Source organism: Shinella sp., assembly GCF_049651085.1.
Classification (GTDB): domain Bacteria; phylum Pseudomonadota; class Alphaproteobacteria; order Rhizobiales; family Rhizobiaceae; genus Shinella.
This window is the reverse complement of the sequence record NZ_JBASBL010000021.1, coordinates 228,590-255,090: the sequence shown is the minus strand read 5'-3', so window position 1 is coordinate 255,090 and position 26,501 is coordinate 228,590. Positions and strand designations below refer to the sequence as shown.

The following is a 26,501-nucleotide window of genomic DNA, read 5'->3' as shown; positions in this document are numbered from 1 at the left end:
CCCCGGCGGATGGAACTGCGAGTACGGAACCCCGAAGCATGGAAACGAAAGCCAACTACGCCCTCGTCGGCTTCTTTACCGTGCTGGTCATGGCCGCCGCCTTCTTCTTTGTCTACTGGATGTCGCAATATGGCCGCGGCGGCGAGATGGCGCAGCTTGCGATCCGCATACCGGGCTCGGCCAACGGCCTTTCGGTCGGCTCGCCCGTGCGGTTCAACGGCATTCCGGTCGGCTCCGTGCGCAGCCTTGCCATCGATGCGAACGATCCGCGCTTTTCCGTCGCCATGACGGAGGTATCGACCAGCGCACCGGTCAAGCAGTCCACCTCCGCCGTGCTGGAAGTGCAGGGCCTGACGGGCGCGGCCTATATCGAGCTTGGCGGCGGCAATGCCGGCGATCCGAACATCCTGCGCGAGGCTTTCGACAGCGAGACTGCCGCCGTGCTGCAGGCCGAGCAGTCGAGCGTAACGAACATCCTGTCGACGGCCGACAAGATTCTCAAGCGCGCCGACGCGGCGATCACGGATATTCAGGGCTTCGTTGCCGATGCACGCGGACCGCTCACCACCACGATCCGCAATGCCGAACTGTTTTCCGGATCGCTCGCCCGCAACGGCGAGAAGATCGACGAGTTCCTGCAAAGCGTCGGCGGGCTATCGGATACCTTCCAAAACCTCTCCGGCCGGCTCGATTCGACGCTGGCCACGGTCGATTCGCTGATCAAGGCGGTCGATCCGAAGAAGGTCGAGGACTTCGTGAGCAATGTGGAAAAGGTGAGCAAGGACATTGCCGACGCCTCGGGCGGTGCGAAGGAAACCATGGAGAGCTTCCGCCAGACCGCCGCGACCTTCAACGCCTTCGGCAAGCAGGCGACGGCGTCTCTGGACAAGATCGACACGCTGATGGCCGCAGTCGATACGCAGAAGGTCGGCAGCGCGATCGACAATATCTCGGTCGCGACCGCCGATGCCCGCAAGGCGATCGCTTCCGTGACGGGCGTTGCCGATCGCATCGGCGCGCGGAAAGAGGATATCGACCAGATCATCACCGACGTTCAGCAGATGAGCAACAAGCTGAACGCCGCCTCCACGCGCGTCGACGGCGTGCTCGCTAAGCTGGACGGCTTCCTCGGGGAGGGCGATTCCGAATCGCTCTTTGCCGAAGCCAAGGCGACCCTCCAGTCGATCAAGCAGGCGGCCGATACGCTGAACGGCCGCATCGGCCCGATCGCTGACGGCCTCCAGCGCTTTTCCGGCTCTGGCTTGCGCGATGTCGAGTCCCTGGTGCTCGATACCCGCCGCACGATCCAGAATCTCGACAGCGCCATTTCCGGTTTCGAGCGCAACCCGCAGCGGCTGCTATTCGGCGGCGACACCGTCAAGCAGTATGACGGCCGCACGAGGCGCTGAAACGGGCCGGAAAGTGTGGCCCTATCCCCACAACGGTAAACAGGTAGCGCCCAGGGGCCGATTTGTCCGCTAGCGCAGCCGTGACAGCTTGCTGTGCCGCTGCTACACAGGGTTTATTAGGGTTCGAGGATGAAATGACGGTATCGGGTATGGAGTTGTTGCGGAACGGGACTGCGGCGCGTGCCGCTCTCATCGCCGTTCTGGCGACAACGCTTGCTGCTTGCGGCAGCGGGCCGGCCAAGAACGATACGTTCAGCCTTTCGGCCGCCGCGACCGTTCAAGGACCATCCGCCAAGAGCCGCCAGATCCTCGTGCAGCAGCCTTCCGCGTTGAAGGCGCTCGACAGCGAGCAGATCGTCATTCGTCCTTCGCCCTCCGAGATCCAGTATCTGGCCCAGTCGCAGTGGAGCGACAGCCTCGGCAAGATGGTGCAGGCCAAGCTGGTTCAGGCTTTCGAGAATACGGGCAGTCTTGGTGGTGTCGGCACGCCGGGCCAGGGGCTGGCGATCGACTACCAGATCGTCACCGATATTCGCGCCTTCGAGGTCCAGACCTCGGGCGTGGACAGCGCGGTGGTCGAGATTTCGGCAAAACTGCTCAATGACCGTAACGGCACCGTGCGGGCGCAGAAGATCTTCCGCGCGGTCGTTCCGGTCGGCGGTTCGGGAAGCGTGGCTTTCGTGAAGGGGCTGGATGCAGCCTTTGCCGCGGTCACCACCGATATTGTCGGCTGGACCCTGAAGTCTATCTGATCAGACTATTCGCCAATCAGAAGGCCGTGCGCAGCCTGTCGCTGCGCACGGCATTTTCGTGTCAGGCTGCTTCGACGCCCTGGATGGCCGAGACTTTCCATTCGCCGCCGTTGCGGCGCACGAAGGTCCAGATCTCGACGGATTCCGTCAGCGTGTCCGGATCGCCGGAAACCAGTGCGTCGGTCGAGCGGTCGCGCATCACGTCGATGCTCTCGTAGCGCAGGGCCACCGTGGCGTATTCGTCTGCGCCCTCGCTCCAGGATTCGGCGACATCGCCCTGGACCAGATGGATGTCGCGCACCTCGTTCTTCAGGCCCTGCGTGGCGTTGTCGCCGATCTCTTCGGCGAGATAGGACATTGCCTCCGGCGTGGTGATCTGGCGCAGCGTGCGGAAGTCTTCCGCCGCATAGGCTGCCTGCAACTCCTTCAGCAGGCTCTCGAACTGCTCAAGGTCGGCCGGCTGGACACCGATCTCGTCGGCGCCCTTCGGCGGTGCGACAGGCTGGCGGCTGCCACCGCCGATGCTCGGGATCTTGAAGCCCGGAGCGCTGTCCTGCGGGGTGCTGCGCTCGGAGGGAGCAGCGCCCGCATAGGCGGCCGCATTCTTCTGCGCGAACATGCGGCGCAGGAAGATGAAGACGCCTGCGATCAGCGCGACCTGCAGGATCAGGCCGAGGAAGCCCATGGCGCCGCCCAGTCCGGAGCCGAGCAGCATGCCGACGAGGCCGCCGAGCATGAGGCCGCCAAGCAGCCTGCCGCCAAAGCCGCCGAAGAGGCCCGGGCGCTGCGCCGCAGCCGGGGAATTACGCCCGGCGGAGGGCTGCGCCGACTGCTGGCGCGTCATCGTGCGGTCGATCGGCTGTGCTTCGGTCGGCGCCGTGCGCGTGGTCGATGGTGTCGAGAAGGTGCGGCTGCCACGGCTGCCGAAGCCACCTCCGGCGCGGCGTGCCTCGGCCACGTCAACCACCGTCATCATCACCATTACGGCCAGCGCCAGCATTGCCAGCGCGCGACCAAATCCCTGTATCAAAATCATTCTCGTCTCTCTTCCCCATGCGCATCGTGGCGCGATCGAGAAGCATATAGACGGTTCGGCTGCGGATTTTAAGGTTTGGCCACTGCAAAATTAGGTGATCGGGCGGCATACGGCTTGAAACGCGAAACGGCCGCCCTGGGGCGGCCGTTGGAATTTCACGTCGACGACGCAGAACCGCTTAGTTGAAGCGGCCGGCGGCGTGGGCCAGCATGGTGTAGACCTTGCCGGTGTCGGAGGTGAGGTAGGTCTGCGTCATCGCCTTGTCCCGGTCGTTGCGGGCGACATCGGCAAGCAGCTTCTCGAAGTCCGAGATGTAGCGGTCCACCGCGGTGCGGAATTCCGGCTCGCGCTCGTACTTGCGCTTGATCTCGTCGAAGGTCTGCTGGCCCTTCAGCGTGTAGAGGCGGCGCGTGAAGACGTCGCGCTCGCCGCGCTGGTAGCGCCGCCACAGATCGACCGAGGCGTCGTGGTCGATGGCGCGGGCGATATCGACCGAAAGCGAGTTCAGCGATTCGACCACGTGACGCGGATTGCGCTTGTCGGCCGGACGGGCAGCCTGGCCTTCGCCGCGGGGCTGGGCGAACTGGGCTTCTTCCCGCGAGACGGCGCCGCGCAGGAGGTCGCGCATCCAGCCACCTTCGCCGGCCGCCTTGGCGTCGGCTTCGGCGGGCAGGGGCTGCGCACGCTGCGGCACCGTGACGGCTGCCGCACGCTCGAGACCCAGGCTGCCGCGCAGCTGCGCCGGTTCCTCGCGGCGGGGTTCGACACGGGCCTGCTGTACGGGCTGTACCGGCTGGACCGCCTGGGCGACCTGCACCGGCGTTGCCTGAGCCACCGGGCGGGAGATTTCCAGCGCGGAGGAGGACTTGCCGATGATGTCGGAAAGGTCCTGCAGGGCCTTGATCTGTTCGCTGACGGCGCGGCGCATCTGGGCCGCGTTTTCCTTGGCTTCTTCCGGAAGGTCGAAGGCGCTGCGCTTCAGTTCACCACGGGTCTGGTCGAGTTCCTTGCGGATTTCGGTGGCCGCGCGGCGGATTTCCTCGGTTGCGCCCGAGAACTTGCCGATGGCTTCCTCGACGGCCTCGCGCATCGCTTCACGCATGACGGTCGTTGCGGCCTCGGATTTCTTGCCGGATTCGGTGAGCAGGCGGTCGACGTCGGAGAGCGAGGCGCCGACGCTGCCGCGCAGGCGGTTTGCCACTTCCTTCGTCCGCTCCTCGGCGCGCACGAACGCGCCCTCGACCGACTGGCCTGCTTCCTCGCCGGCCTTGACCAGCGAATCGCGCAGCGTGTTGGCGGCGGCCTCGGCACGCTTCTCGGTATCACCGAGGATGCGGCCGACTTCGGCGAACGACGACTGGATGCCGCCGCGAAGATTGCCGGCGATCAGGTTCGAGCGTTCCTCGGCGCGGCTGAAGGCGCCTTCCACCATGCCTTCGAGCGACTGCATCGTCTTCTCGATCTCTTCCGAACGCTGGACGAGGCCGATGGAGAGCGAACGCAGCGCGTCCTGGCGCTCTTCCAGCGTCGAGACCAGGTTCGACTGGGCGGCGGCAAGGAGGTCGGAGGCTTGCGACAGTATCTTCGAATGGTCCTCGAAGCGTCCGACGATGCCGCCGATCTGCGAGAGCGTGCCGGCGGAAATGTCGGAGAGACGGTCGACCTTGCCTTCCAGCAGGCGGGAGGTGGTCGCGACCATGTCGGAAGCGCGCTCGGCGGAGTTCGAGAAGTTCTCGGCTGTCGCCGTCAGACGACCGTCGATGGCACCGAGCGTCTGGCTCGCGGCGTCGACGACGCCGGCGATGCCGGCATTGCTTTCCGACAGGCGGGCGATCAGGCCGTCCACATTGGTCTGCAGGCTGTTCTCGATTTCGCGCATCGTGCCGGCCGCTTCTTCGGTGCGGCTCGAGATGGCGGCAAGCGTGTCGGCGGTGCGGGCGGAGATCGCGTTGATAAGCGCGGCGTTCTCGGTGCGCAGACGGTCGGCGCTCTCGCGGGCAACGCCGGTGATGGCCTCGGCAGCCTGGCGGCCGACGGCGGCATAGTCGTCGATGACCGGGCGGGCCTCCTCGTTGATGAGGCGCGACAGCTCTTCCGTGCGGCTTGCCAGCATGGAGTTCAGTTCACGCGTGCGGTCGTCGAGCGTCGAGCGGATGGAAGCGCCACGGGCTTCCAGCGCCTTCTCGACATCGCCGAGATCGGAGCGCAGGGACTGCGCCTGGCTTGCAAGACGGCCTTCCGTCTCGGCAAAGCGGGCAACAGCGGACGAGGTGGTTTCCTCGACGGCACGGGTGAACGCTTCGTTGCGGGCGGAGAGGTTGTCGGCGAATTCCTCGCCGGTCTTGGCGATGGTTTCCGTGGCGCGCTGGGCTTCCGCGCCCATTTCCTGCGCCGCACGGGAGACTGCGCCGCGCAGCGAGCTCGAAAGATGGGCGAATTCCTCGCCGGTCTTTGCAAGCGACTGGGCGGAGCGGATCGCTTCGGCGTCCATGTCCTGGGCGGCCTGCGAAACGGCTTCGCGCAGTGTCTGGGCAAGGCCTGCGGCCTTGCCGTCGATGGTGCGGTTGACGCTGTCGAGGCCGATGGTGAGGGCCCGGTCCATCGTGCCGAGGCGCTCCTCGATACGGCCGGTCTTTTCGTCGATGGTGGTGGCGATGCGCTCGGCGGCCTCGCCGGAAACGCGCTCGATGTCGCCGGTGCGGCTGGCAAGCGTGCCGTCGATCCGCTCGGCGGCTTCGCCGGTGATGCGTTCGATCTGGCTCGCGCGGTCGGCGAGGGTGCCGTCGATGCGGGCAGCGGCTTCGCTGGCGACGCGCTCGATCTGGCTGGCACGGTCGGCAAGGGCGCCGTCGATCCGTTCGGCCGCTTCGCCGGTGACGCGCTCGATATCGCTAAGGCGGCCGGAGAGGGCCCCCTCGATGCGATCTGCGGCGACGGCGCTGACGCGCTCGATATCGCCGAGGCGGCCGGAAAGCGCGCCTTCGATGCGGTCTGCCGCCGTGGCGCTGACGCGCTCGATGTCACCGACGCGGCCAGCAAGGGCGGCGGCGATGCGGGCGGTCGTCTCGTCGCCGATGCGATCGACTTCCGCCATCGGGCGGGAAAGGGCGTCGGAGACGCGAAGCGAAACATCGCTGCCGACGCGGTCGAGGTCGGCAAGGCGCTCGGAGAGCGTGTCGGAAATGCGTGCGGCTGCCGTGTCGACGATGCCGGAGACGTTTTCGACGCTGTGCTCGATGCGGGCTTCCAGTCTGCCGAGGTTTTCCTCGAGCTTGCTGCCCGTGCTGTCGAAGCGGTTGGCAACGTTGTCGACCGTCTGTTCCATCCGGGTGCCGAAGACGCTGGCGGCTTCGGCAATCTTCGCCGAGGTCTCGCCAAGGCGCTCGGCAACCGCGCCGGCGCTTTCGCGCACGCGCTGGTCGAGCAGGGCAGCGCTGCCGTCGATGGTGCGGCGCAGGTTTTCCTCGTGCTGCTCCAGCGTCATTTCCAGCATGCCGGCGCTGGTGGCGATCGAGGTGCCGATGGAGGTCGCCTGATCGTTGAGCGTTTCGGAGAGCTGGTGGCGGCCTTCCGAAATCACGAGATTGATCGCGTTGATGCGGTCGTCGAGCGTCGTGCGGATCTGCTCATGGGTGGAGACGAGCGAGCCGGCAAGTTCGGAGGCGCGGCCCGAGAGCGCTTCCGCGATCTCGGCGGCACGGCCGGAGAAGGCATCGGCGAATTCGGTTGCCTGGCCATGAAGGACGCCGCCGAGCTGCTGGCTGCCTTCGGTCAGGACGCTTTCGACGCGGTTCGCGGCATTGTCGATGGCCGATTGCATGGAGCCGGCGCTGTTGGACAGCACCGAGGCGAGGTTCGCCGTGCGGCCGGTAATGACCTCGTCGATCTGGCGGGCGGCGCCCGTCAGTGCGGTTTCGACGCGGCTTGCCGCCGAGCCGACGGAATCTTCTAGCTGGCTGCCGGTCTCGTTCAGCATGGCGGAGAGGGCGGCCGTGCGCTCCGTCAGCGCGGTGTCGAGGCGGTTGTGGCTTGCCGCGATCGTCGAGGTGATCTCGTCGGCGCGCGCGCCGAGCGCATCTTCCATGCGCGACTGGGCGGCCTGGATGTCGCTGGCGATTGCCGTGCCGCGGGAATCGAGGGCCTGCGTCAGGCGACGCTCGCTGCTGGAAATGCTCTCCACCAGCGCGCTCGCGCGGGCGCCGAGCGCTTCCTCCATGCGTTCCTGGGCGGCCTGGACGTCGGTGGCGATCGAGGTGCCGCGGGAATCGAGTGCTTCCGTCAGGCGGCGCTCGCTACCCGATACGCTCTCCGCCAGCGCATCCGCGCGGGCGCCGAAGCCGGTTTCGATACGGTTCTGTACGTCGGCAAGGCCGCCGAGCAGCGATGCGGACTTTTCCGAAAGCGCGGCGCCGAGGCGCTCATGTGCGCCATTGACGGCGTTGCTGATCGCTTCCGCATGGCCGGAAACGGCGCTTTCGAAGACTTCCTGACCGGTGCCAAGGGTTGTCGCCAGGGCAAAGGACTGGTCGTTGAGCGTATTGCCGAGGCGGTCGATGCTCGAGGTAAGGATGCCGTCGATCGTATCATGGCCGCTGGCGACCGTCTCGTTGATACGGGCGAGGCTCTCCATGAGCTTGGAATCGAGCGAACCGGCGCGCTGGTCGAAGGCCTGCGTGAATTCTTCCACGCGATGGTCGAAGGCGCTGGCGATCTGGCCGACGGTTGCCTGCATGCGCTCGTCGAAGAAGCCGGAGCGCAGGTCGAGGTCCATGACGGTATCGTCGGCGGCGTTCTTCAGGCTCTGGCGGAACTGCGCGCCCTTTTCGTCGAGCGCCGCGTTCATCGATTGCAGCACGTGATCAAGGCCGCCGGTCACTGCCTGCTGGCCGATCGACAGGCTTTCGCTGATTTCGCGGGTACGGGCGATCAGCGTCTCGTTGAGCTGCTTGGCGCGCTCGTTGAGCGCCGCGTTCAGCTTCTCGGTATTGGTGTCGAGCGAGGTGGCGCGGGTCTCGAACTGCTGAAGCAGGTCACGGCCGCGCGAATCGAGGCTCTGCGTCAGCTGGTCGAGGCGGCTGTCAAACTCGTTGGCAAGGGCGACGCCCGAGGAGCTGAGCGTCGAAAGCAGGCTGTCGGTGCGGGCCGAGAGCATGGCGCCGATCGTCTGCGTCGCGCTGTCGGACTTTTCCATCAGCATGGCGGCGCGGGTATCGAGCATGGAGGCGAAGGCCTCGCCCGAGGTCGCGATGCGCGAGGTGATGCTGTCGCCGGCGCTTGCCAGCTCATCCTTGAGCTGTTCATGCGCGCCGGAAATCGACGAGCGGATACGCTCGGCATGGCTGACGATGGCTTCGCGCTCGGAGCCAAGTTCCTGCACGAGCGTGCGCACGCGCATTTCATTGTCGGAATAGGAGCGTTCGAGCGCGTTGACTTCAGAATGCACGAGGGTTTCGAGTTCGGTCGCGCGGGCGATCGTGCGCTCGATGCCTTCATTCATGGCCGAGACTTCGCGGCGCACGGCCTGGCCGACCGTCATGATGCGGTCGGTGGCGACGGTTTCCGGCTCGGAAAGGCGCAGGGCTACTTCGGCCATGGAGCGGGCGGCGCTACGCAGTTCATGGGCGCGCGCGATCATGATGGCGAAGGCGAAGAACAGCATGATCGGCATGACGATTGCCACGAGCATGCCGATGGCGCCGGGCAGGGCGACAAGGTCGGAGACCGAACGAATTTGCCAGATCGGCGGGGCATAGAGCAGGTTCGCAATGCCGAGGCCGCCGATGACCCAGAGGATGGAGGCAAGGATGGCCATGCGGATCGGGCCGCGGGAAGAGCGCATGTCCAGCGACTTCAGGATCGCTGCGGGCGTCTTGCGCGAGCCGTCGTTCGCGGGCGTGAAGGTGGGCGCCTTCGGCACGGGTTCCGGGCTGAGGTTGCGCGGGGTCTCGCCGGCTGCCGGCTGATTGGCCGGCATGTCCTGCGTCCTGTTCGCGTTGCGTCCTGCCGGTTCAGACACGCGAGCCTCGGAGGTTTCCTTCCTGGGGGGCGTCTCGGGAGCCAGATCGTCGAAGTCGATCTTCAGTGCTTCCTCGAGGGCCTGGAAGGCCTTTTCGTCGAGAGACTCGGTGGACTTGTTCGTCGCCATGCGGTTACGCCTCGTTACCATGTCCGGGATCGGGCTTCATACGCTCTGCCGCTGCTCAGGCGTATTCGAACCGTCCGGTTGGTGGCCGGTCTTGCTGCATACCCTCATGGCAAGCAGCGTCCGGGCCCCCGTCATTTCAAATTCGCTCGATAACCCGAAAAGGTGAAATGGTGTATCTCCACCCACGGCTTATCCACCGGGACTATCCGGTCGTATCGTAGTGACACATTAGCAAGTATCACACAATTGATTGCCATCTCCCTACGCCCGCAAGTTAACAGGAAGTTAATGTCGGAAGAATCTGTATCGCAATGGAAAACCTCAGAAAAAGGCTATTTTTCAGGCGTTAACCATAGTTTGCGATTCATGCCCCTTTTGCGCCCTCTTTTAATCGGATAGGCGCGCCGGTCCCGCAGAGTGGGGTTCCCGTGTTCCCGGCGAACGAGGCGCTAAGCGCTTCCCGCCAAAACCGGCATCTGCGTGCACCACAACGAAACAACGTACGTAGCGTTTATAAGGGTATTGGCAAATGGCAGCGGTCAACATCGCATTCGAAGCGCCGGAAAATGCAGGCGGCATGTGTCCCTCAAATGGACGGCCGATCGATATGGTACACCTTGCCCGTCAGACCATGGGGGACAAGGCGCTTGAACTGGAGGTGCTGCAGATGTTTGCGCGACAGGCGCGCGAGAGCATGAAGGAACTGGCTGGTTCGCATGGCGAGCCGCGTTCTGCCATCGCGCATCGACTGAAGGGGTCCGCCCAGTCCGTCGGAGCCACGAATGTCAGCAAGGCCGCCGAGGCGCTGGAGGACAATCCGGCCGATGCAATCGCCCTTGCCGCCGTCACCGCGGCGGTGGTCGAAGCGGAAAACTTCATCCTGAAACTCTGCCGCTGATCGTCGCATCCCGGCCGTGCCGAAACTGGCGCGGCGGGAGAATCCGATGACGCGCCCGGACCAGCAAACGCGCTGCCGGGCGCGCGATGTTGACTGGGCAGGGGTTTTGTTGGAAACAACCGCCGGAAAACCGGCGGCTCCCACTATCCTCCGCCGGCCAGTCATTCGCCCGCTTCGGGCAGTCTTAGGATCCGGAAGCCATCATGAGTAAACTCACCATCGTCGCCTTCGACGGCACGCGCCACGAACTGGAAGTCGCCAACGGCTCCACGGTCATGGAAAATGCCGTGCGCAATTCCGTGCCCGGCATCGAGGCGGAATGCGGCGGCGCCTGCGCCTGCGCGACCTGTCACGTCTATGTGGATGACGCCTGGAGCGCCACCGTCGGCCCGCCGGAAGCGATGGAAGAGGATATGCTCGACTTCGCCTACGAGGTCCGCCCGACCTCGCGGCTCTCCTGTCAGATCAAGATGTCGGATGCCTTCGACGGTCTCGTGGTTCACGTGCCGGAACGCCAGGCCTGACATCGAACCGAACGGAAAACGCGATGGACGCCGGCGCCGATACCGATGTGATTCTGGTCGGCGCCGGGCCGGTCGCGCTTTTTGCCGTCTTCCAGCTCGGGCTCTACGGGCTGAAATGCACGCTGGTCGATAGCCTTCACCGCGCCGGCGGCCAGTGCGCCGTGCTCTATCCCGACAAGCCGATCTATGACGTGCCCGGCTTTCCAAGGATCGACGGGCTGGATCTGACCGCGCGGTTGCTCGAGCAGATCGCGCCCTTTGCCCCGCGCCTCCATTTCGGCACGACCGTTACGGGCTTTGCACAGCAGCCGGACGGACGCTTCCGGGTGACAATGACGGACGGCGCAGCGATCGGTGCGAGCGTGGTGGTCATTGCGAGCGGGCTTGGAACCTTCGTGCCAGGCGAGGGCGAGCCGTCGCTGGAGGCCGGCCCGGCGCCCGGCTGGCCGCTGGAGCGCACCAAGGACGCCTTCATCGTCGATGCCGAACGTTTCGAGACCTCGCAGCCCGGCGTCTTCGCCATCGGCGATGCGTGCCACTATCCGGGCAAGCTGCGGCTGATTCTATCGGGCTTCCATGAAGCGGCCCTGATGACGCAGGCGGTGCGGCGTATCTCGTTTCCCGGCGGGCGGACGGCGCTCGCCTATACGACGTCTTCTTCGCGCCTGCGCAAGAAAATCGAAGGTGCTGTTTCTTCTCAGGAGTAGATCGCCAAAAAAGAGCCTCGCCTGTCGAGAATGACGAGCGAGGCCAGGAGGGCGCATCGCAGACAGGAGAGGGAGGAGACACCTGCTGCTTCTATTGGGACGCGCCAGGAGAATCTGTTACGAACCGTTTCATGCAACTTCGGGAAGGAAACTTGCTTCCCGTTCTCTGTTGAATTGAACGTACGGTGATTTGCGGATTTGCGCTATCGCTAAAATTCACCACTGATTTTGCACATGCAGCATTTTTGGGCGCGCAGGGCGCTTGCGTTCCGGTCTGGAATTTTCAGGAAAGACACGCCCTGCGGGGCAGCCTTCACTTGGCCCGGTTCTTCAGCTGGTGGACGAGCAGGCGCATCATGCGGTCGTCGAAGTTCTTGGATTCGACACGGTCGAAACGGGCCTGGTCGGCATCGTGCTTTGCCACCGCATCGGCCGTCGCCCGATCGACCCGCGCCTGCATGCGCTCGCAGTCGGCCTCGGGACGCAGGCGTTTCAGCGAGCGCTCCAGATTGCGGGCATGGCTGCGCGCGATCTCCGCGTGGCGTTCCTCGTGACGCTTGATATCGCGCGACAGCGTATCCCAGATGAGCGCGAGCGAGGGCGTGGCGCGCTTGCGGTTCTTCCAGCGCGGCAGGATGATCTGGGTCGAGAGCGTCACCTTCGCTTCGCCGACCGCGCAGCGGCTGCCGCGGCGCACATAGCTGACCGAGCCGCCCCACTTGATCCGCGTGGCGCCGGGATGGCGCGAGCCGCTTTGCTTCATCATCGGGCCGTTTTTCGAAAGCTCCGCATCCAGTTCCGCCGCCGTGCGTCCGCCGACGGAAAAATAAGCGAAGGTCTTCGATGTGATCGTTTCGGCGCGCACCGGCTGGGAAGCAAGGGTAGCAAGGGCGGCAAGGGCCATCAGGCGAGCGATGGTCGTCATTCGAATCCGTATTCCTTTCGCCATCGGGGTCGACCCGAGGCAGTGCCGGCAGAGGGAGCCGGTTGAACTTCGCTTAAGCTTGGGGCATAGGCACGGCGAGCGCAACACCCTTTGAGGGCGCTGGTTAACCGCGGAAGGAAACCGCCATGTTCTCGCCGTTCGATCCCTTCCCCTGGGCGCTGGCTCATGGCCGGCATCTGGAACTCGGCCCGCGTGGCATTTTGATGGCGATCGTCAATGTCACGCCTGATTCCTTTTCCGACGGCGGCCAGTTCGACAGCGCGGACGCTGCGGTTGCGCAGGCGATCCTCTGTCTCGAGCGGGGCGCCGAAATCATTGATATCGGCGGGGAATCGACGCGGCCGGGTGCGGCAGTCGTGACCGCGGCTGAGGAGCAGGATCGCATCCTTCCGGTCATCGAGGCGCTGGCCGCTACGACGGACGCCATCATTTCCGTCGACACCTATCGCGCCGAGACGGCGCGGCTTGCCGTCGCCGCCGGCGCGCATATCGTCAACGACGTGCACGGCCTGCAGCGCGAGCCGGACATAGCCCGTGTCGCCGCGCAGACCGGGGCAGGGCTCTGCATCATGCATACCGGGCGCGATCGCGAGAAAATGCCGGACGTGGTGGCCGACCAGTATCTTTTCCTCGGTCGTTCGCTGGAGATCGCCCGGGAGGCGGGCGTCGCGCATGAGGCGATGGTGCTCGATCCCGGCTTCGGCTTTGCCAAGGATACGGACGAAAACCTCGAACTGATGGCGCGTTTCGGCGAGCTTTACGGTTTTGAACTGCCCATTCTCGTGGGCACCTCCCGCAAACGTTTCGTGGGCGCCGTCACCGGGCGTGAAGCGGCCGACCGGGATGCGGGTACCGCTGCAACGACGACGCTGCTGCGTGTCGCGGGCGCAACGGTCTTCAGGGTGCACGATGTCGCAATCAACAGGGATGCGCTTGCTATCGCGGATGCTATGCTTGCCGCGGGGCGCACGGTAAAGGCGCGCGAGCAGCGCGCCGGACACCCAGCCAGACAGGATGAAACATGACCACCACCTACACGATCACGCTCAAGAACTGCGCCTTCTTCGCCCGTCACGGCCTGCATGATGCCGAAGAATTCCTCGGCCAGCGCTTCTTCGTAGATGCGGAACTGGACGTGCGGCCGTTGCGGCCGCTTTCCGACGATTCCATCGATTCGACGGTCGATTACGGCGTTGCTTTCCAGGAGATCGAGAAGATCGTCACCGGCCAGCGCCGCTATCTCATCGAGGCGCTGGCGCAAGAGATCGCCACCGTGCTCTGCGCGCGTTTCCCGCAGATTTCCCGCGCGCGGATCACTGTGCGCAAGCCGAACGCGCCGGTGCCCGGCGTGCTGGATTATGTACAGGTGACGGTCGATCATGCCGTCTGAGCCCTTCCGCCGGGCGACACTCGGTCTCGGCGGCAATATCGGCGATCCGGTGCGCTCGATGGCGGACGCCTTGCAGGCGCTCGACGCGCGCGAGGATTGCCGCGTCATCGCCGTGTCGCGCCTCTACCGGACGCCGCCATGGGGCAAGACGGACCAGGACTGGTTCTTCAATGCCTGTGCGCTGGTGGAGACGGCGCTGGCGCCGGAAACGCTGCTCGATACCTGCCTTGGCATCGAGCGTGACATGAAGCGCGAGCGCAAGGAGCGCTGGGGACCGCGTACCATCGATATCGACGTGCTGACTTTTGAAGGGGTGGCGCAATCCGGCGGCCGGCTGGAATTGCCGCATCCGCGCATGACGGGGCGTGGCTTCGTGCTGATGCCGCTTGCCGATATCGCGCCAGCCATGGACGTGCAGGGGCGCACGGTCGAGGCGTGGCTGAAGGATGCGGATGTCGCGGGTATCGAGCCGGCGAGCGCCGGCCCCGATTGGTGGACGATCTGAAGCTTACTTGATCGAGCCGACGGCGATGTCGTCGAGATTGCGATCGAGCGACAGGCCGATGACCGGCACCATCTTGTTCTCGACCTTCACCGAGATGGTGATGTTCATCTTGTTGTCGCTCTCAAGGCGCGCAATCATCGCGCCGTTCAGCTTCTGGCGATTGATGCCGACGACGACCTTGTTGCCGGCGACCTGGCCGGAGACGATGTCGAGGCCCTTGCCCGCCGCGCCGTCGAGGAACTTGCCCTTGTAGGAACTTCCCGCCTTGGTGATCAGCGCCGACATCGGCTGCTTGAACACGCCGACGCGGCAGAAGCCGTCGAGCTTGATGCCGGCATCCTTGGCGGCGGCGGGATCGCCCGTCAGGTCGCAGTTGAACTTGGTGCCCTTGTACTTGCCGGCGACGATTTCGCCCTTGCCCTGCCAGCTACCGGCGACCTGATCGAAGAAGGCCTTGTCGCGCGAACCGGCAGCAGCCGGAAGGGCGAAGGCGGTGGCTGCGAGAATGGCCGCTACGGAGGCGCGGGCGATCAAAGAAGTGCGCGGGTACATGAACGATCCTTGATGGGCGACGGCCTTCCGGCCTGCTTTGGTGCGATCAGGTTTGCGCGAAAATGGTTAATGGACGGTTTCCCGCCGCCTTGCCCTTCGTCATTTCATGCGGTCGCATCGCCGGAAAACCGGGGTGTTGCAGTCCGGTCACGCTTCGTCGCGCCGGCTGGCCGAGGTTCCCGGCGTCAGGTCGCCGATGAAATCGCCGATGCCGGGCCGTTTGAGTGCGCGGAAGGGCATGGGGCGGCAGAGGTCCATGGCGGCGATGCCGATTCGCGCCGTCATCAGGCCGTTGATGACCCCTTCGCCGAGCCGGGCGGAAAGTTTTGACGCCAGCCCGTGGCCGAGCACCTGCTGCACGAGGCTGTCGCCCATGGCGATGGAGCCGGTGACGGCAAGATGGGCGATGACGTCGCGCATCAGCCGCAGCATGCCGATCTTGCCAGGCCGCCCGCCGTAAAGTTCCGCCATGCCGCGCACCAGCCGGCTGCTTTCGTAGATGACATAGCCGAGATCGACCAGGGCGCGGGGGCTTACGGCGGTGACGATGGAGACGCGTTTGGCGGCGCCAAGGATGAGGCCGCGCGCCTCGCGGTCGAGCGGCGCCATCAGTTCCCGTTCGGCCAGATCTATGAGGTGGGCGGCGTCGATGATCTCGCCCTCGGTTTCGGCAAGCCGAGCGCGGCCGCGCGCCGTCTGCGCACGCGCGGCAACGAGGTGAACGAGGCGCGCGACGATGGCGCGGCCGACGGCCGGCGTCGGTGAGGCGGCGGCCTCCACGACGTCATGCTTCAGGTCCTGCACGGCGGCGAGACGGCGCAGGCCGATCAGCTCGCGCAGCACGAGGCCGAGAAGGGCGAGCACGGCGATGGCGGCGGCGGCAATGGCGATATAGCCGAGCCAGTCGTTGCGCGTGAAGAGGTCGCGGATCAGCGCATCGATCCACAGGCCGATGGCGAGCGACAGGAGGAGACCCAGTGCACCCACCGCGATGCGGCCGAGCGTGACGCGGCGCGGCCGGGGCGTTGCGACCGGGGGCGAAAGATCCGGCAGGTCGATCGTCGTCGCGATAAAGGGATCGTCCGCATCCGGCGTCAGCGTCACGGCGTCGTCGAACGCGGCAGGCGCGCGCGGCTTGCCCTGTTCGGGCTGGTTCCCGACGGCGTCGCCGGGAAGCGAGAAGGAGGCGGGCTTGCGCGGACGGTCGTTCATGCCAGCCTGTCTCCGATCAGATATTGCAGCGCGCGGTCGAGCCGGATGTGCGGCACCGACAGTTTCAGGCCGCCGCCGGTCTCCTCGATATGCGGCGGGCGGAAGCGCACGAAGTTGAGGAGATGCGGAGCGTCGCCTTCAGGAACGGATTCAAGCGCTTCAAAAAGTGAATCCGGATTCTTTGGCAAGTCCCCGGGAAATATCGCTGTTTTCTTCTCGCCGTCGAAAATCTCGCCGTTGATCCGCTCGCCCGCCATCGGCACGCCGACGATGACCGGCAGGTCCTCGCCGTCATGCTTGACCGTCGCTTCGCGGGTGGCGCGCACCGAGGCGAGCGCCATGACCTCGATTCCCGCGCCGCTCATGCCGATGCGTTCGATGGCGCGATCGACCAGCCGCCGGGTAATGGCTTCGAGCCGAGGATGGCTTTCATGGTGCAGGTGATCGGCCTTGGTGGCGGCAATCACGATGCTGTCAATGCGGCGCGTGACGAAGGAGGAGAGGAAGCTGTTCGTGCCGGCGCGGAAACAATCGAGCACATCGCCGAGGGCGCGTTCAAGGTCGTGCACGGCCTCCGCGCCGCGGTTGATCGCCTGCAAGGCATCGATGAGCACGATCTGCCGGTCGAGCCGGGCGAAATGCTCGCGGAAGAACGGGCGCACCACATGCGTCTTGTAGGCCTCGTAGCGACGCTCCATCATTGCATGCAGCGAGCCCTTGGCGGGGCTCCCCTTGGCAAGGTTCGGCAGAGGCGCGAAGGTGAGGGCGGGCGAGCCTTCGAGGTCGCCGGGCATCAGGAAGCGGCCGGGCGGCAGAGTGGAAAGCGAGCGCTCGTCGGATTTGCAGGCCCTGAGATAGGCGGTGAAGGCTTCGGCGAGCGACCTGGCAGTCGCCTCCTGCGCACCGGCAGACGGGTCGACGGTGTTGGAGAGCGCCAGCCAGTCGCGGGCAAGGTCGGCGCGGATGCCGCTCTGCGCCAGTGCGACCGTGTTCTCGCTGAAGGTGCGGAAATCCTGCGCCAGCAGCGGCAGGTCGAGCAGCCACTCGCCGGGATAGTCGACGATGTCGATCGAGAGTTTTCCGGGCGAGAACAGCCGGCCCCAGCCCGAGGCGCTTTCATATTCCAGCGTGATGCGCAGCTGCGAGATGGCGCGCGTCGAATCCGGCCAGATACGGTCGGCGACGAGCGCCCGGATGTGATCCTCATACTGGAAGCGCGGTACGGCATCGTCCGGTTGCGGCTCCAGCCTGATTTTCGAGACGCGGCCGGACCGACCGGCCTCGAACAGCGGCAGGCGGCCGCCATTCAGCAGGTTGTGCACGAGTGAGGAAATGAAGACCGTTTTGCCGGCGCGCGACAGGCCCGTCACGCCGAGACGGATCGACGGGTTGACGAGATTGGTGGCGCGCCCGGTCAGCGCGTCGAGCGCGAGCAGGGCTTCGTCGGTGAAAGTGGTCAGGTTAGGCGGCAAGATCTCTTTCCAGCATCGAGGGCGATATAGGAAGCCAGTTCCGTCGGGAAAAGAGGCGCGGTCGCTTTGTTCAGCGCGCCGGGCGCGCTGTCATGAAGCCGGCAAGGCACGCCCCGCTATAATCCGTGTCGGTCGGCCGCTTGTCGAAATCGAGGATCGCAAGCCCCGCAGTCGGATACCCGAAGGGGGCCGCCGTCTCGGCGATTTCCTTGCCGACGAGGCGATGGAAGAATTCCTCGACCATCGGGTTATGCCCGACGATCATCACGGATGTCTCCTGCCGGTCCGCGAAGGCGAGTTCCGCATAGGTCTCGACCGAGCCGGAATAGAGCGTGTCGATATAGTCGATCGACAATTCCTCGCTGACGGTGCGGTGGAAGGGTTCGGCCGTCTGGCGGCAGCGCACGGCAGTTGAGGAGATGATGAGGTCCGGCTTGTAGCCCTGGTCGGCCGCTTCCTCGGCGATCACCTCGGCCTCTGCAAAGCCCTCGTCGTCGAGTGCGCGGTCGAAATCCGCCTGGCCGGGCTGTGCCCAGGCGGCGCGGGCGTGGCGCAGGATGTAGAGCCTGAAGGCCGGCGTTCCGAGAGATGCCAAGTTTGTTCTCCTTCCGCCTGCCGCCGATCATCGGCGATGCTTCCGACTTCATGTCTTTCCTTGCCGGAAAGATCAACCGGTTTTGCGCATGGGGATGTTCAAGATCGCATCGGATACCGTCTGGCAGGTGCGGCTGACGTCCGTGCGCGTTGCTGGGGCAAGTCTGGAACCGTGGCGGGACGATCTGCGCGAAAGAAAACGTCCCCTCAACCATCTTAAAGGTGAGGGTGCCAGTGCCTATATTCGCGGCAGTAGCCGTTCGCAGCGCTTCGTCTCGATGACAAAGGAACGGGGATTTGAGCACCTGCCTTGGGTCTCTTTGGTCATCCCGTTGTAATCCTGATGAAATAATAGCCCTGCGAAGCCTAAAATAAAGGCGTGTGTGAAAACCGTGGGTAAGTTCTGGAAGACTTGAATCGTGTTACCTGTGGGGATATACAGCGCGCCTTGAGATGTTCTTCAGGAGAATCGCGTTGAGTGAGAAGATCGATCTTAGCAATCTCGTCCTCAATGAGGATGAGGAATTTATGAGTGCAAACCAGCGGGCTTACTTTCGAGCAAAGCTGAACGCCTGGAAAAACGACATTCTGCGCGAAGCGCGTGAAACCCTCGATCATCTGGCGGAAGAAAGCGCCAACCACCCGGACCTCGCGGACCGGGCATCCTCCGAAACCGACCGTGCCATCGAGCTTCGTGCTCGCGACCGCCAGCGCAAGCTGATCTCCAAGATCGATGCGGCGCTCCAGCGTCTCGACGAAGGCACCTACGGCTATTGCGAGGAAACCGGTGAACCGATCGGCCTCAAGCGTCTCGACGCTCGTCCGATTGCTACGCTGTCGATCGAGGCGCAGGAGCGCCATGAACGTCGGGAAAAGGTGTATCGCGACGAGTAAGCGTTTTCTGCCGGTCTGAGGAGGCCGGCGGGCGCACGACACGGAACGAACACCGGACATGTCCGGTGCGGGCAGTTTTCGGACTGGCTGTACCCGGGCAGAACACCTTTAAAACCCTTGGAGACAATCGTCCCCAAGGGTTTTTTATTGTCTTGATCGAGCGGGTTTGCCGTCAAGCCTTACGGTTGGCGGCTATTTCACCGAGCAGGCGGGCCATTTCGGCCTCGGTTTCCTCGCGGCTCTTTGAGGCCGGCTGCGCCTGACCGGCCATGGCGGCGGTTTGCGTGGGGCTTGCGACGGGCTGGACGCTCGTTCGCGCGGCGCCTGTCGATGCGGCACTGCTCGCCATCTCGGCTTCGAGGAGCTTCTCGAACTCGCTGACGAGAGCCGGATCGGCGACAGCGCTTGCCGGCCGGGCGATTGCGGCGCTCGTCGCCGGATGCTGAGCGACCTGACCGGCGACTGCCTGCGCTGTTGTTGCCGCGCCAGCCTGCGGCGACAGGACCCGCTGGCGGTTCTGTTCGAGCAGTTCTTCCACGCGCCGTTCGGAGGGGATCTGCTGCGCGCCGGATTGTCCCTGCTGGGTTGCCGCTGCTGGCTGTGAGACGGTGCGGGCCGGCATCGGCCGGGCCACAGCGGCTTCATCGCCGGCATAGAGCACCTTGCTCATGGCGGAGACGCCATCGGGGACGGCGGCCGGCCGGCGTTCGGTTGCTGCGCTTGCTGCCGTTGCCGTTGCGGTCGACCGGGCGGCGATCGGTGTGTCGGCCACTTTCGCCGGCGTTTCCACCAGCGCGGGCGCCGGTTCGGCGTATTCTGCCTTCTGCAGGGGCTTTTCGACCGGCGGGGCGCCTTCTGCCGAAGCGGAGACGATCCGCGTTTCGATGACGATGTCGGTCGGGCCACCGATCATGACGAGGTGTTCCACGTCGTCGCGGCGCAGCAGCACGAGCCGGCGGCGCGTATCGATCGCGGCGGCATCGAGTACGGCAAGGCGTGGCGTGCGGTTGCGTCCACCGCGAATGAAGGGCGAGGAGGGACGCCCGCGGATGATCCACAGCACAAGCGCCAGGCAGAGAAGGCCGAGCAGCACCACCGCTGCGGCGACGGCGAATTTCATGCCACTCTCTCCGAGAATTTCCAGGAACATACGCGGTCACTCCTTGTCGGCAGCTTGCCGGTTCGTCAGATTGGGCCCACTTGAAGGCTTTTTGCGGGCTCGTACAAGCGCTTGGCGACGGTTGTCCAGCATCGATTGCCCGCCCCATCGTCGCCTAACTATGGCAGCGCACGGGAAATGCGAGGGTTCAGCCGGGAATATTCCCTGTGAATTCGCGGCTTTGCTTCCCTTGGGCGGCTTTTTGCGCTTCCCTCAGGCGGCTAAACATGATTCTGCCATCGGCTTGGGGTGAAGCGCACCGTCCGACTGTTGCAGACGAGGGATTGATGACGACGATGAAGCGACCGGGCGAGGACAATCTACCGATCGTGGACCGCGGCGTGCGGCCGGCGGTCGCGCTTCGCGTCGTGCTGCTTGCGCTGGTGCTGGCGGCGTCCGCCGGTGCCTTCATCGTCTTCAAGAACCAGCTCGACAACGAAATCGTGCTCGGCGTTCTCGGCGTGCTGGCAATGGCCGGCATCTTCTTTGTCGTCTCGGCGCTGATCGGTTTCATCGAGGTCATGCCGCAGGCGGCAGGCTCGGACGAACTGGCGCGCGCCTTCCTCGATTCGCATCCGGACGGAACGCTCGTCACCGACCGCAAGGGCCGCATCGTCTATGCCAATGCTGCCTACGGCGCGCTGACCGGCGCGAAGGGCGACGCGGAAGTACAGACGCTGGAAACACTGCTGTCGCGCAACCGTGACGCCACCGAGGCCGTCTACCGCCTGACGAACGGCCTGCACGAGGGCAAGGAAGGGGCGGAGGAATTTCGTGTCCAGAAGCCTCTCAATCCTTCCATCGCCAGCAATTCCGGCGCCCACTGGTATCGTCTGAAGGCGCGCGTGCTGCCGAACCGCGAGAAGACCAGGCAGCCGCTCTATATCTGGCAGGTTTCCGACATCACCTCCGAGCGGGACGACCAGGAGCGCTTCTTCAAGGAACTGCAGAACGCGATCGACTATCTCGACCACGCACCGGCCGGTTTCTTCTCCGCCGGCCGCAAGGGCGAGATCGTCTATCTCAACGCGACGCTTGCCGAATGGCTCGGCATCGACCTGACGAAATTTCATCCTGGCTCCCTCTCCATTGCCGACGTCGTGGCAGGTGAGGGCCTTGCGCTGATCCAGTCCGTGCAGGCCGAGCCGGGCCTGAAGCGCACCGAGACGCTGGATCTCGACCTGCGCAAGACGAACGGCCGGAGCCTGCCGGTGCGCATCGTGCACCGCGTTTCCTCGATGCGGGACGGCGCGCCCGGCGAAAGCCGCACCATCGTTCTGGCGCGAGAGGAAGGCAGCGAGAGCGACCAGTCCGCCTCGATTGCCTCCATGCGGTTCACGCGCTTCTTCAACAACACGCCGATGGCGATTGCCTCGGTCGATGGTGACGGACGGATTTTGCGCACCAACGCGCCCTTCCTGAAGCTTTTCTCGGGCGTCGTCTCGCGCGACGATATCGACCGAGGCGCCAAGCTCGAAACCATCGTGCACGACACGGACCGGCTGCGCCTGCAATCCGCGCTCGATGCGGCAAAGGACCGGCAGGGCGACATTCCCGCGCTCGATTCGCTGCATCCGGGCGATGACAGTCGCCACTTCCGCTTCTATGTGAATGCCGTCATCGACCAGAGCGACGAGGCGCCGGAAGAGGCCGCCATCGTCTACGCAGTCGAGATTACCGAGCAGAAGGCGCTCGAGACGCAGATGGCGCAGACGCAGAAGATGAATGCGGTCGGCACGCTTGCGGGCGGCATCGCGCATGACTTCAACAACGTGCTGACGGCGATCCTGCTGTCTTCCGACCACCTCCTGCTTTCCGCCCGGCCGGCCGATGCAAGCTTTGCCGATCTCATGGAGATCAAGCGCAACGCCAACCGCGCCGCCGTTCTGGTGCGCCAGCTGCTCGCCTTCTCGCGCAAGCAGACGATGCGCCCGACGGTCCTCAACCTGACCGATGTCATCGGCGACCTGCGCATGCTCGTCGACCGCATGACGGGCACGAATGTCAAGATCGACGTCCAGTACGGCCGCGACCTCTGGACGGTGAAGACCGATCTCGGCCAGTTCGAGCAGGTGATGATCAACCTTGCCGTCAACGCGCGCGATGCCATGCCGCAAGGCGGCACGATCACCTTCCGCACCCGCAATGTCGAGGCGGAGGAAGCCGCCGCGAGGAACCTGCGCGATCTTCCGCCGGGCGACTATGTGGAAGTCGAGGTCGCCGACCAGGGCACGGGCATTCCGCCGGAGATCATCGACAAGATCTTCGAACCCTTCTTCACGACCAAGGAAGTCGGCAAGGGCACCGGTCTTGGCCTTTCCATGGTCTACGGCATCGTCAAGCAATCGGGCGGCTACATCTATCTGGAATCGGATGTCGGCGCGGGCACGACCTTCCGCATCCTCATGCCACGCCATATCGAAGAGGTGGTGCCGGTCGAGGCTGCGGTGCCGGCCCTGGCCAGCGAACAGCAACCTGTTGCGCTCGCGCCAGCAGGGGAAAAGGAACCGCGCGATCTTACCGGCGGCTCCGCCGTCGTGCTCCTCGTCGAGGACGAGGAGGCGGTGCGCCGTGGCGGCAAGCGCATGCTGGAAACGCGCGGCTACACGGTGCACGAGGCGGGCTCCGGCGTCGAGGCGCTCGACATCATGGAAGAGCTGAACGGCGCCATCGATATCGTCGTTTCCGATGTTGTCATGCCCGAAATGGACGGCCCGACGCTGCTGCGGGAGCTACGGAAAAACTATCCGGACATGAAGTTCATCTTCGTCTCGGGCTATGCCGAGGACGCATTCGCCCGCAACCTGCCCGCCGACGCCAAGTTCGGCTTCCTGCCGAAACCGTTCTCGCTGAAGCAGCTTGCCGAGGCCGTGCGGGAAATGCTGGATTCCTGAGGGACTGGAAATGTCGGGCGCTTGAAGCGGGGCCGTCATCCTCAAGCCTGGCTGGAGGATCCCGCAGGGCTGTGCGGCCGGCGCGAACCGGCCGCCGCTATCGTTCAGTCGGCCATCGCAACGGCAATCTCTGCCGCAAGCCGCGCGTTGTTTTCGACAAGCGCGATATTCGTCTTCAGGCTGCGGCCGTCCGTCAGGTGGAAGAGGTTGTCGAGCAGGTACGGCGTGACGTCCTTGCCGGAGATCTCGTCGCGCTCGGCATTGTCGATAGCGCGGGCGATGTAGATTTCCATTTCCTCGCGGGGAATTTCATCGGCTTCCGGTACGGGATTGGCGATCAGCATGCCGCCGTCGACGCCGAGCTGGTCGCGCACCGTCTGGAAGTTTGCGATGGCTGCCGGGCTGTTGAGCGTCAGCGGGCTTTTCAGGCCGGAATCGCGCGACCAGAAGGCCGGGAAAACCGGGCTGTCATAGGTCACGACCGGCACACCACGGGTTTCCAGCACTTCCAGCGTTTTCGGGATGTCGAGGATGGCCTTTGCGCCGGCGCAGATGACGATGACGCCGGTACGCGCCAGTTCCTCAAGGTCGGCGGAAATGTCGAACGTCTCTTCCGCGCCACGGTGCACGCCGCCGATACCGCCGGTCGCGAAAACCTTGATGCCGGCGCGGGCCGCGCCGATCATCGTCGCGGCGACCGTGGTCGCGCCCGTGCGGCGCTCGGCAATGGCGAAGGCGAGGTCGGCGCGTGAGACCTTCATCGCACCTTCGGTCTTCGAAAGTGCTTCGAGTTCAGCCTCCTCGAGGCCGATATGCAGCACGCCGTCGATGACGGCGATGGTCGCCGGAACGGCGCCTTCCTCGCGAATGATGCGCTCGACGCTGCGCGCCATGTCGAGATTTCCCGGAAAGGGCATGCCATGCGTGATGATCGTCGATTCCAGTGCGACGATCGGCGCGCCACGCGCCTTGGCGGCGGCAACTTCGTCCGAGTATTTCATCGGCAGGAGGGGGGAGACGGATCTGGTCATGGCGTATCCTTGCGGGATTTTGGGCAAAGAAGTCTCATGCCACCCATTCGGCCTCCGGCACAAGAGAAAGTGCGGCCGCAAGGGCTGCCTGCGACATTTCTTCAGCCGCGGCCAGAGGCGAGCGCACGGTAATTGTCGCGGCGGCCACGCCATGGCGCAGCGCCTGTCCGATATCCGCGCCGCCCATCCAGGCGCTGAGAAAGCCGGAGGCAAGCGAATCGCCCGCACCGGTGACATCGCCGAGCGCCGGAATTTCCGGCGGAGCGACAAGGACCGCACGGGTTTCGTCAAACGCGATGACGCCTTTGCCGCCGCGCGTCACCACGCCGGCGGAAAGGCCGGCGGCGCGCAGGGCGAGGGGCCAGCCAGCTGCGTTTTCCGGGTCCGCGCCCGTCAGCGTGCGCGCTTCCGCCTCGTTCATGAAGAGGAACGAGAGGGCCGGGAGGCAGTTCTGGAAGCGTCCGACCTTCGCCGGAGAGATGGCGATGCCTGCTATCGGCACGCCTGCGCCCTGCGCCGCGTCGCACATCGCCGCGAGCGTTTCGGCCGGCAGGTTCGCATCGGCCAGGATGACGGCGGCCGCTGCTATCGCCTCGCGCATTGCGCGCTGCTGGATGCGTCGCGGCGAAAACAGGCGGTAAAGCTCCATGTCGGCGAGCGCGATGACGAGATTTCCATCCCGTTCGATGATCGCCGTATAGCTCGGCGTCGCGCGGTCGAGGAAGATGAAGGGCGTGTCCTCGACGCCCGCCGCCGCCGCGGCCGCAGCGACGATATCGCCGTCCGCATCGCCGCCGCGCGGCGAGACGAGCCGTACCCGGTGGCCGAGCCTTGAAAGATTGCGCGCCGCATTGAACGCGCCGCCGCCCGCTTCCACGAACCAGGCGCCCGGATTGCTTGCGCCCGGCGCCGTTTCGCCGGCGATGCGTCCGCGTCTGTCCACATGGGCGCCGCCCATCACCAGTATTGTCCTGTCCGTCATCGTCATCCTTCACGCCCATCGCCGATTCGGCCGTTCCAGCCAGCTCCGGCCATAGGGTTTGTCCTGTTGCGGCACCGCGCCTATCCACCTGAAACAAAAATAGAACACACGCTAGATTCACAAAAATATTCAAATGGATGAATGTGTCTTGCGAAAAGAGAACAAAATGTGTACATAGCTTTCATCGGCGGCTTCGTTGCCTGTCTTGCTTCAATAACCTAAAGGTGGACAAAATGGCACAGAACACTTTGCGGCTCGTAGAGGATAAAACAGTGGATAAAAGCAAGGCACTCGAAGCGGCTCTCTCCCAGATCGAGCGCTCGTTCGGCAAGGGCTCCATCATGAAGCTCGGCGGCAAGGACAGCATCATCGAGACCGAGACGGTTTCGACAGGGTCGCTCAGCCTCGACGTCGCGCTTGGCATCGGCGGCCTGCCGAAGGGCCGCATCGTCGAGATCTACGGCCCGGAAAGCTCGGGCAAGACGACGCTGGCGCTGCAGACGATTGCGGAAAGCCAGAAAAAAGGCGGCATCTGCGCCTTTGTCGACGCCGAACACGCGCTTGACCCGGTCTATGCCCGCAAGCTCGGCGTCGATCTTGAGAACCTGCTGATCTCCCAGCCCGATACCGGCGAGCAGGCGCTGGAAATCACCGACACGCTGGTGCGCTCCGGCGCGATCGACGTTCTCGTCGTCGATTCGGTCGCCGCGCTTACGCCGCGCGCCGAAATCGAGGGTGAGATGGGCGAAAGCCTGCCGGGCCTCCAGGCCCGCCTGATGAGCCAGGCGCTGCGCAAGCTGACGGCTTCGATCTCCAAGTCCAACACGATGGTGATCTTCATCAACCAGATCCGCATGAAGATCGGCGTCGTCTACGGTTCGCCGGAAGTCACGACCGGCGGTAACGCGCTGAAATTCTACGCCTCGGTCCGCCTCGACATCCGCCGCATCGGCGCGGTCAAGGAGCGCGACGAGGTGATCGGCAACCAGACGCGCGTCAAGGTCGTCAAGAACAAGATGGCGCCTCCCTTCAAGCAGGTCGAATTCGACATCATGTATGGCGAAGGCGTCTCCAAGACGGGCGAACTCATCGACCTCGGCGTCAAGGCCGGCATCGTCGAGAAGTCGGGTTCCTGGTTCTCCTATAACAGCCAGCGCCTTGGCCAGGGCCGCGAGAACGCCAAGACGTTCCTGCGCGACAATCCGGATCTTGCACGCGAGATCGAGACGTCGCTGCGCCAGAATGCCGGCCTCATCGCCGACCGCTTCCTTGAGAATGGCGGCCCGGACCCGAATGACGCCGACGACGCTGCGGAAATGTAATCGCCGCGCAACGCATCCTGAAAACGTCAAGAACCGGCCTCTTCTTCGTGAAAGGCCGGTTTTTTGACGTCTGGACA

At 64.7% G+C, this 26,501-nt stretch carries 22 protein-coding genes; 12 read left to right on the top strand and 10 right to left on the bottom strand.

The features are described 5' to 3' along the window. Nucleotides 1–38: 38 nt before the first annotated feature. Together WA950_RS13745 and WA950_RS13740 are read left to right on the top strand one after the other, a co-directional pair. On the top strand, nt 39–1,409 hold the full coding sequence (locus tag WA950_RS13745) for an MlaD family protein (protein ID WP_424552256.1): 1,371 nt from the start codon (nt 39–41) through the stop codon (nt 1,407–1,409). 134 nt (nt 1,410–1,543) lie between these two features. Beyond that, complete coding sequence (locus tag WA950_RS13740; RefSeq protein ID WP_424552255.1) at nt 1,544–2,161, top strand: ABC-type transport auxiliary lipoprotein family protein; 618 nt, start codon at nt 1,544–1,546, stop codon at nt 2,159–2,161. 61 nt (nt 2,162–2,222) lie between these two features. Here the strand turns inward: WA950_RS13740 and WA950_RS13735 are convergent, their stop codons facing one another. Both WA950_RS13735 and WA950_RS13730 read right to left on the bottom strand, forming a co-directional pair. Beyond that, nucleotides 2,223–3,197: a Tim44 domain-containing protein gene (locus tag WA950_RS13735; RefSeq protein ID WP_424552254.1), complete on the bottom strand. Its 975-nt coding sequence runs from the start codon at nt 3,195–3,197 to the stop codon at nt 2,223–2,225. A gap of 178 nt (nt 3,198–3,375) precedes the next feature. After that, on the bottom strand, nt 3,376–9,342 hold the full coding sequence (locus WA950_RS13730) for a kinesin (RefSeq protein WP_424552253.1): 5,967 nt from the start codon (nt 9,340–9,342) through the stop codon (nt 3,376–3,378). Between the two features lie 529 nt (nt 9,343–9,871). Here WA950_RS13730 and WA950_RS13725 point away from each other — a divergent pair. The 3 genes from WA950_RS13725 to WA950_RS13715 all read left to right on the top strand — a co-directional run bounded on the left by WA950_RS13725 (nt 9,872) and on the right by WA950_RS13715 (nt 11,471). Continuing rightward, nucleotides 9,872–10,240, top strand: a complete 369-nt coding sequence (locus WA950_RS13725) for an Hpt domain-containing protein (RefSeq protein ID WP_424552252.1) — start codon at nt 9,872–9,874, stop codon at nt 10,238–10,240. A 203-nt stretch (nt 10,241–10,443) separates the two neighbouring features. After that, nucleotides 10,444–10,764: a 2Fe-2S iron-sulfur cluster-binding protein gene (locus tag WA950_RS13720; protein ID WP_424552251.1), complete on the top strand. Its 321-nt coding sequence runs from the start codon at nt 10,444–10,446 to the stop codon at nt 10,762–10,764. Nucleotides 10,765–10,787: 23 nt separating this feature from the next. Beyond that, on the top strand, nt 10,788–11,471 hold the full coding sequence (locus WA950_RS13715) for an NAD(P)/FAD-dependent oxidoreductase (protein WP_424552250.1): 684 nt from the start codon (nt 10,788–10,790) through the stop codon (nt 11,469–11,471). A gap of 313 nt (nt 11,472–11,784) precedes the next feature. Here the strand turns inward: WA950_RS13715 and WA950_RS13710 are convergent, their stop codons facing one another. Beyond that, nucleotides 11,785–12,396 carry a DUF922 domain-containing Zn-dependent protease gene (locus tag WA950_RS13710; protein WP_424552249.1) on the bottom strand — a complete coding sequence of 204 codons (612 nt, stop codon included), beginning with the start codon at nt 12,394–12,396 and terminating at the stop codon, nt 11,785–11,787. Nucleotides 12,397–12,542: 146 nt separating this feature from the next. Here WA950_RS13710 and folP point away from each other — a divergent pair, with 146 nt between their 5' ends. Genes folP through folK form a run of 3 tightly spaced genes read left to right on the top strand, consistent with a single transcriptional unit; the run spans nt 12,543 to nt 14,312 of the window. Then, nucleotides 12,543–13,442: a dihydropteroate synthase gene (gene folP, locus WA950_RS13705; RefSeq protein WP_424552248.1), complete on the top strand. Its 900-nt coding sequence runs from the start codon at nt 12,543–12,545 to the stop codon at nt 13,440–13,442. Beyond that, complete coding sequence (folB, locus tag WA950_RS13700) at nt 13,439–13,807, top strand: dihydroneopterin aldolase (protein WP_424552247.1); 369 nt, start codon at nt 13,439–13,441, stop codon at nt 13,805–13,807. The genes folP and folB overlap by 4 nt, the downstream gene beginning before the upstream one ends. Further along, a complete protein-coding gene (gene folK, locus WA950_RS13695; protein ID WP_424552246.1) occupies nt 13,797–14,312 on the top strand; it encodes a 2-amino-4-hydroxy-6-hydroxymethyldihydropteridine diphosphokinase in 516 nt (171 codons plus the stop codon). The genes folB and folK overlap by 11 nt, the downstream gene beginning before the upstream one ends. A 3-nt stretch (nt 14,313–14,315) precedes the next feature. Here the strand turns inward: folK and WA950_RS13690 are convergent, their stop codons facing one another. From WA950_RS13690 to WA950_RS13675, 4 genes are all read right to left on the bottom strand, one after another. Then, nucleotides 14,316–14,864 (bottom strand): hypothetical protein, encoded by a 549-nt coding sequence (locus WA950_RS13690; protein ID WP_424552245.1) that lies wholly within the window; start codon nt 14,862–14,864, stop codon nt 14,316–14,318. A 147-nt stretch (nt 14,865–15,011) separates the two neighbouring features. After that, nucleotides 15,012–16,076 (bottom strand): YcjF family protein, encoded by a 1,065-nt coding sequence (locus WA950_RS13685; protein WP_424552244.1) that lies wholly within the window; start codon nt 16,074–16,076, stop codon nt 15,012–15,014. Beyond that, entirely contained in the window at nt 16,073–17,548 is a 1,476-nt protein-coding gene (locus WA950_RS13680; RefSeq protein WP_424552243.1) for a YcjX family protein, read from the bottom strand. Before WA950_RS13680 ends, WA950_RS13685 begins: the two co-directional genes overlap by 4 nt. Nucleotides 17,549–17,618: 70 nt before the next feature. After that, nucleotides 17,619–18,143 (bottom strand): SixA phosphatase family protein, encoded by a 525-nt coding sequence (locus WA950_RS13675; RefSeq protein WP_424552242.1) that lies wholly within the window; start codon nt 18,141–18,143, stop codon nt 17,619–17,621. Between the two features lie 88 nt (nt 18,144–18,231). Between WA950_RS13675 and WA950_RS13670 the strand changes: the two genes are divergently transcribed. After that, nucleotides 18,232–18,480: a hypothetical protein gene (locus tag WA950_RS13670; RefSeq protein ID WP_424552241.1), complete on the top strand. Its 249-nt coding sequence runs from the start codon at nt 18,232–18,234 to the stop codon at nt 18,478–18,480. A gap of 136 nt (nt 18,481–18,616) precedes the next feature. Further along, a complete protein-coding gene (gene dksA, locus WA950_RS13665) occupies nt 18,617–19,036 on the top strand; it encodes an RNA polymerase-binding protein DksA (RefSeq protein WP_424552240.1) in 420 nt (139 codons plus the stop codon). Between the two features lie 172 nt (nt 19,037–19,208). Here the strand turns inward: dksA and WA950_RS13660 are convergent, their stop codons facing one another. Then, complete coding sequence (locus WA950_RS13660; protein ID WP_424552239.1) at nt 19,209–20,156, bottom strand: flagellar biosynthetic protein FliO; 948 nt, start codon at nt 20,154–20,156, stop codon at nt 19,209–19,211. Nucleotides 20,157–20,482: 326 nt separating this feature from the next. On the opposite strand from WA950_RS13660, the gene cckA reads away from it, so the two are divergent. Then, complete coding sequence (gene cckA, locus WA950_RS13655; protein ID WP_424552238.1) at nt 20,483–23,089, top strand: cell cycle histidine kinase CckA; 2,607 nt, start codon at nt 20,483–20,485, stop codon at nt 23,087–23,089. 104 nt (nt 23,090–23,193) lie between these two features. On the opposite strand, the gene WA950_RS13650 is transcribed toward cckA, so the two are convergent. Beyond that, entirely contained in the window at nt 23,194–24,120 is a 927-nt protein-coding gene (locus WA950_RS13650; RefSeq protein ID WP_424552237.1) for a pseudouridine-5'-phosphate glycosidase, read from the bottom strand. Between the two features lie 34 nt (nt 24,121–24,154). Then, nucleotides 24,155–25,102, bottom strand: a complete 948-nt coding sequence (locus WA950_RS13645; protein ID WP_424552236.1) for a carbohydrate kinase family protein — start codon at nt 25,100–25,102, stop codon at nt 24,155–24,157. A 233-nt stretch (nt 25,103–25,335) separates the two neighbouring features. On the opposite strand from WA950_RS13645, the gene recA reads away from it, so the two are divergent. Continuing rightward, entirely contained in the window at nt 25,336–26,424 is a 1,089-nt protein-coding gene (gene recA, locus WA950_RS13640; RefSeq protein ID WP_424552235.1) for a recombinase RecA, read from the top strand. Nucleotides 26,425–26,501 lie beyond the last annotated feature (77 nt).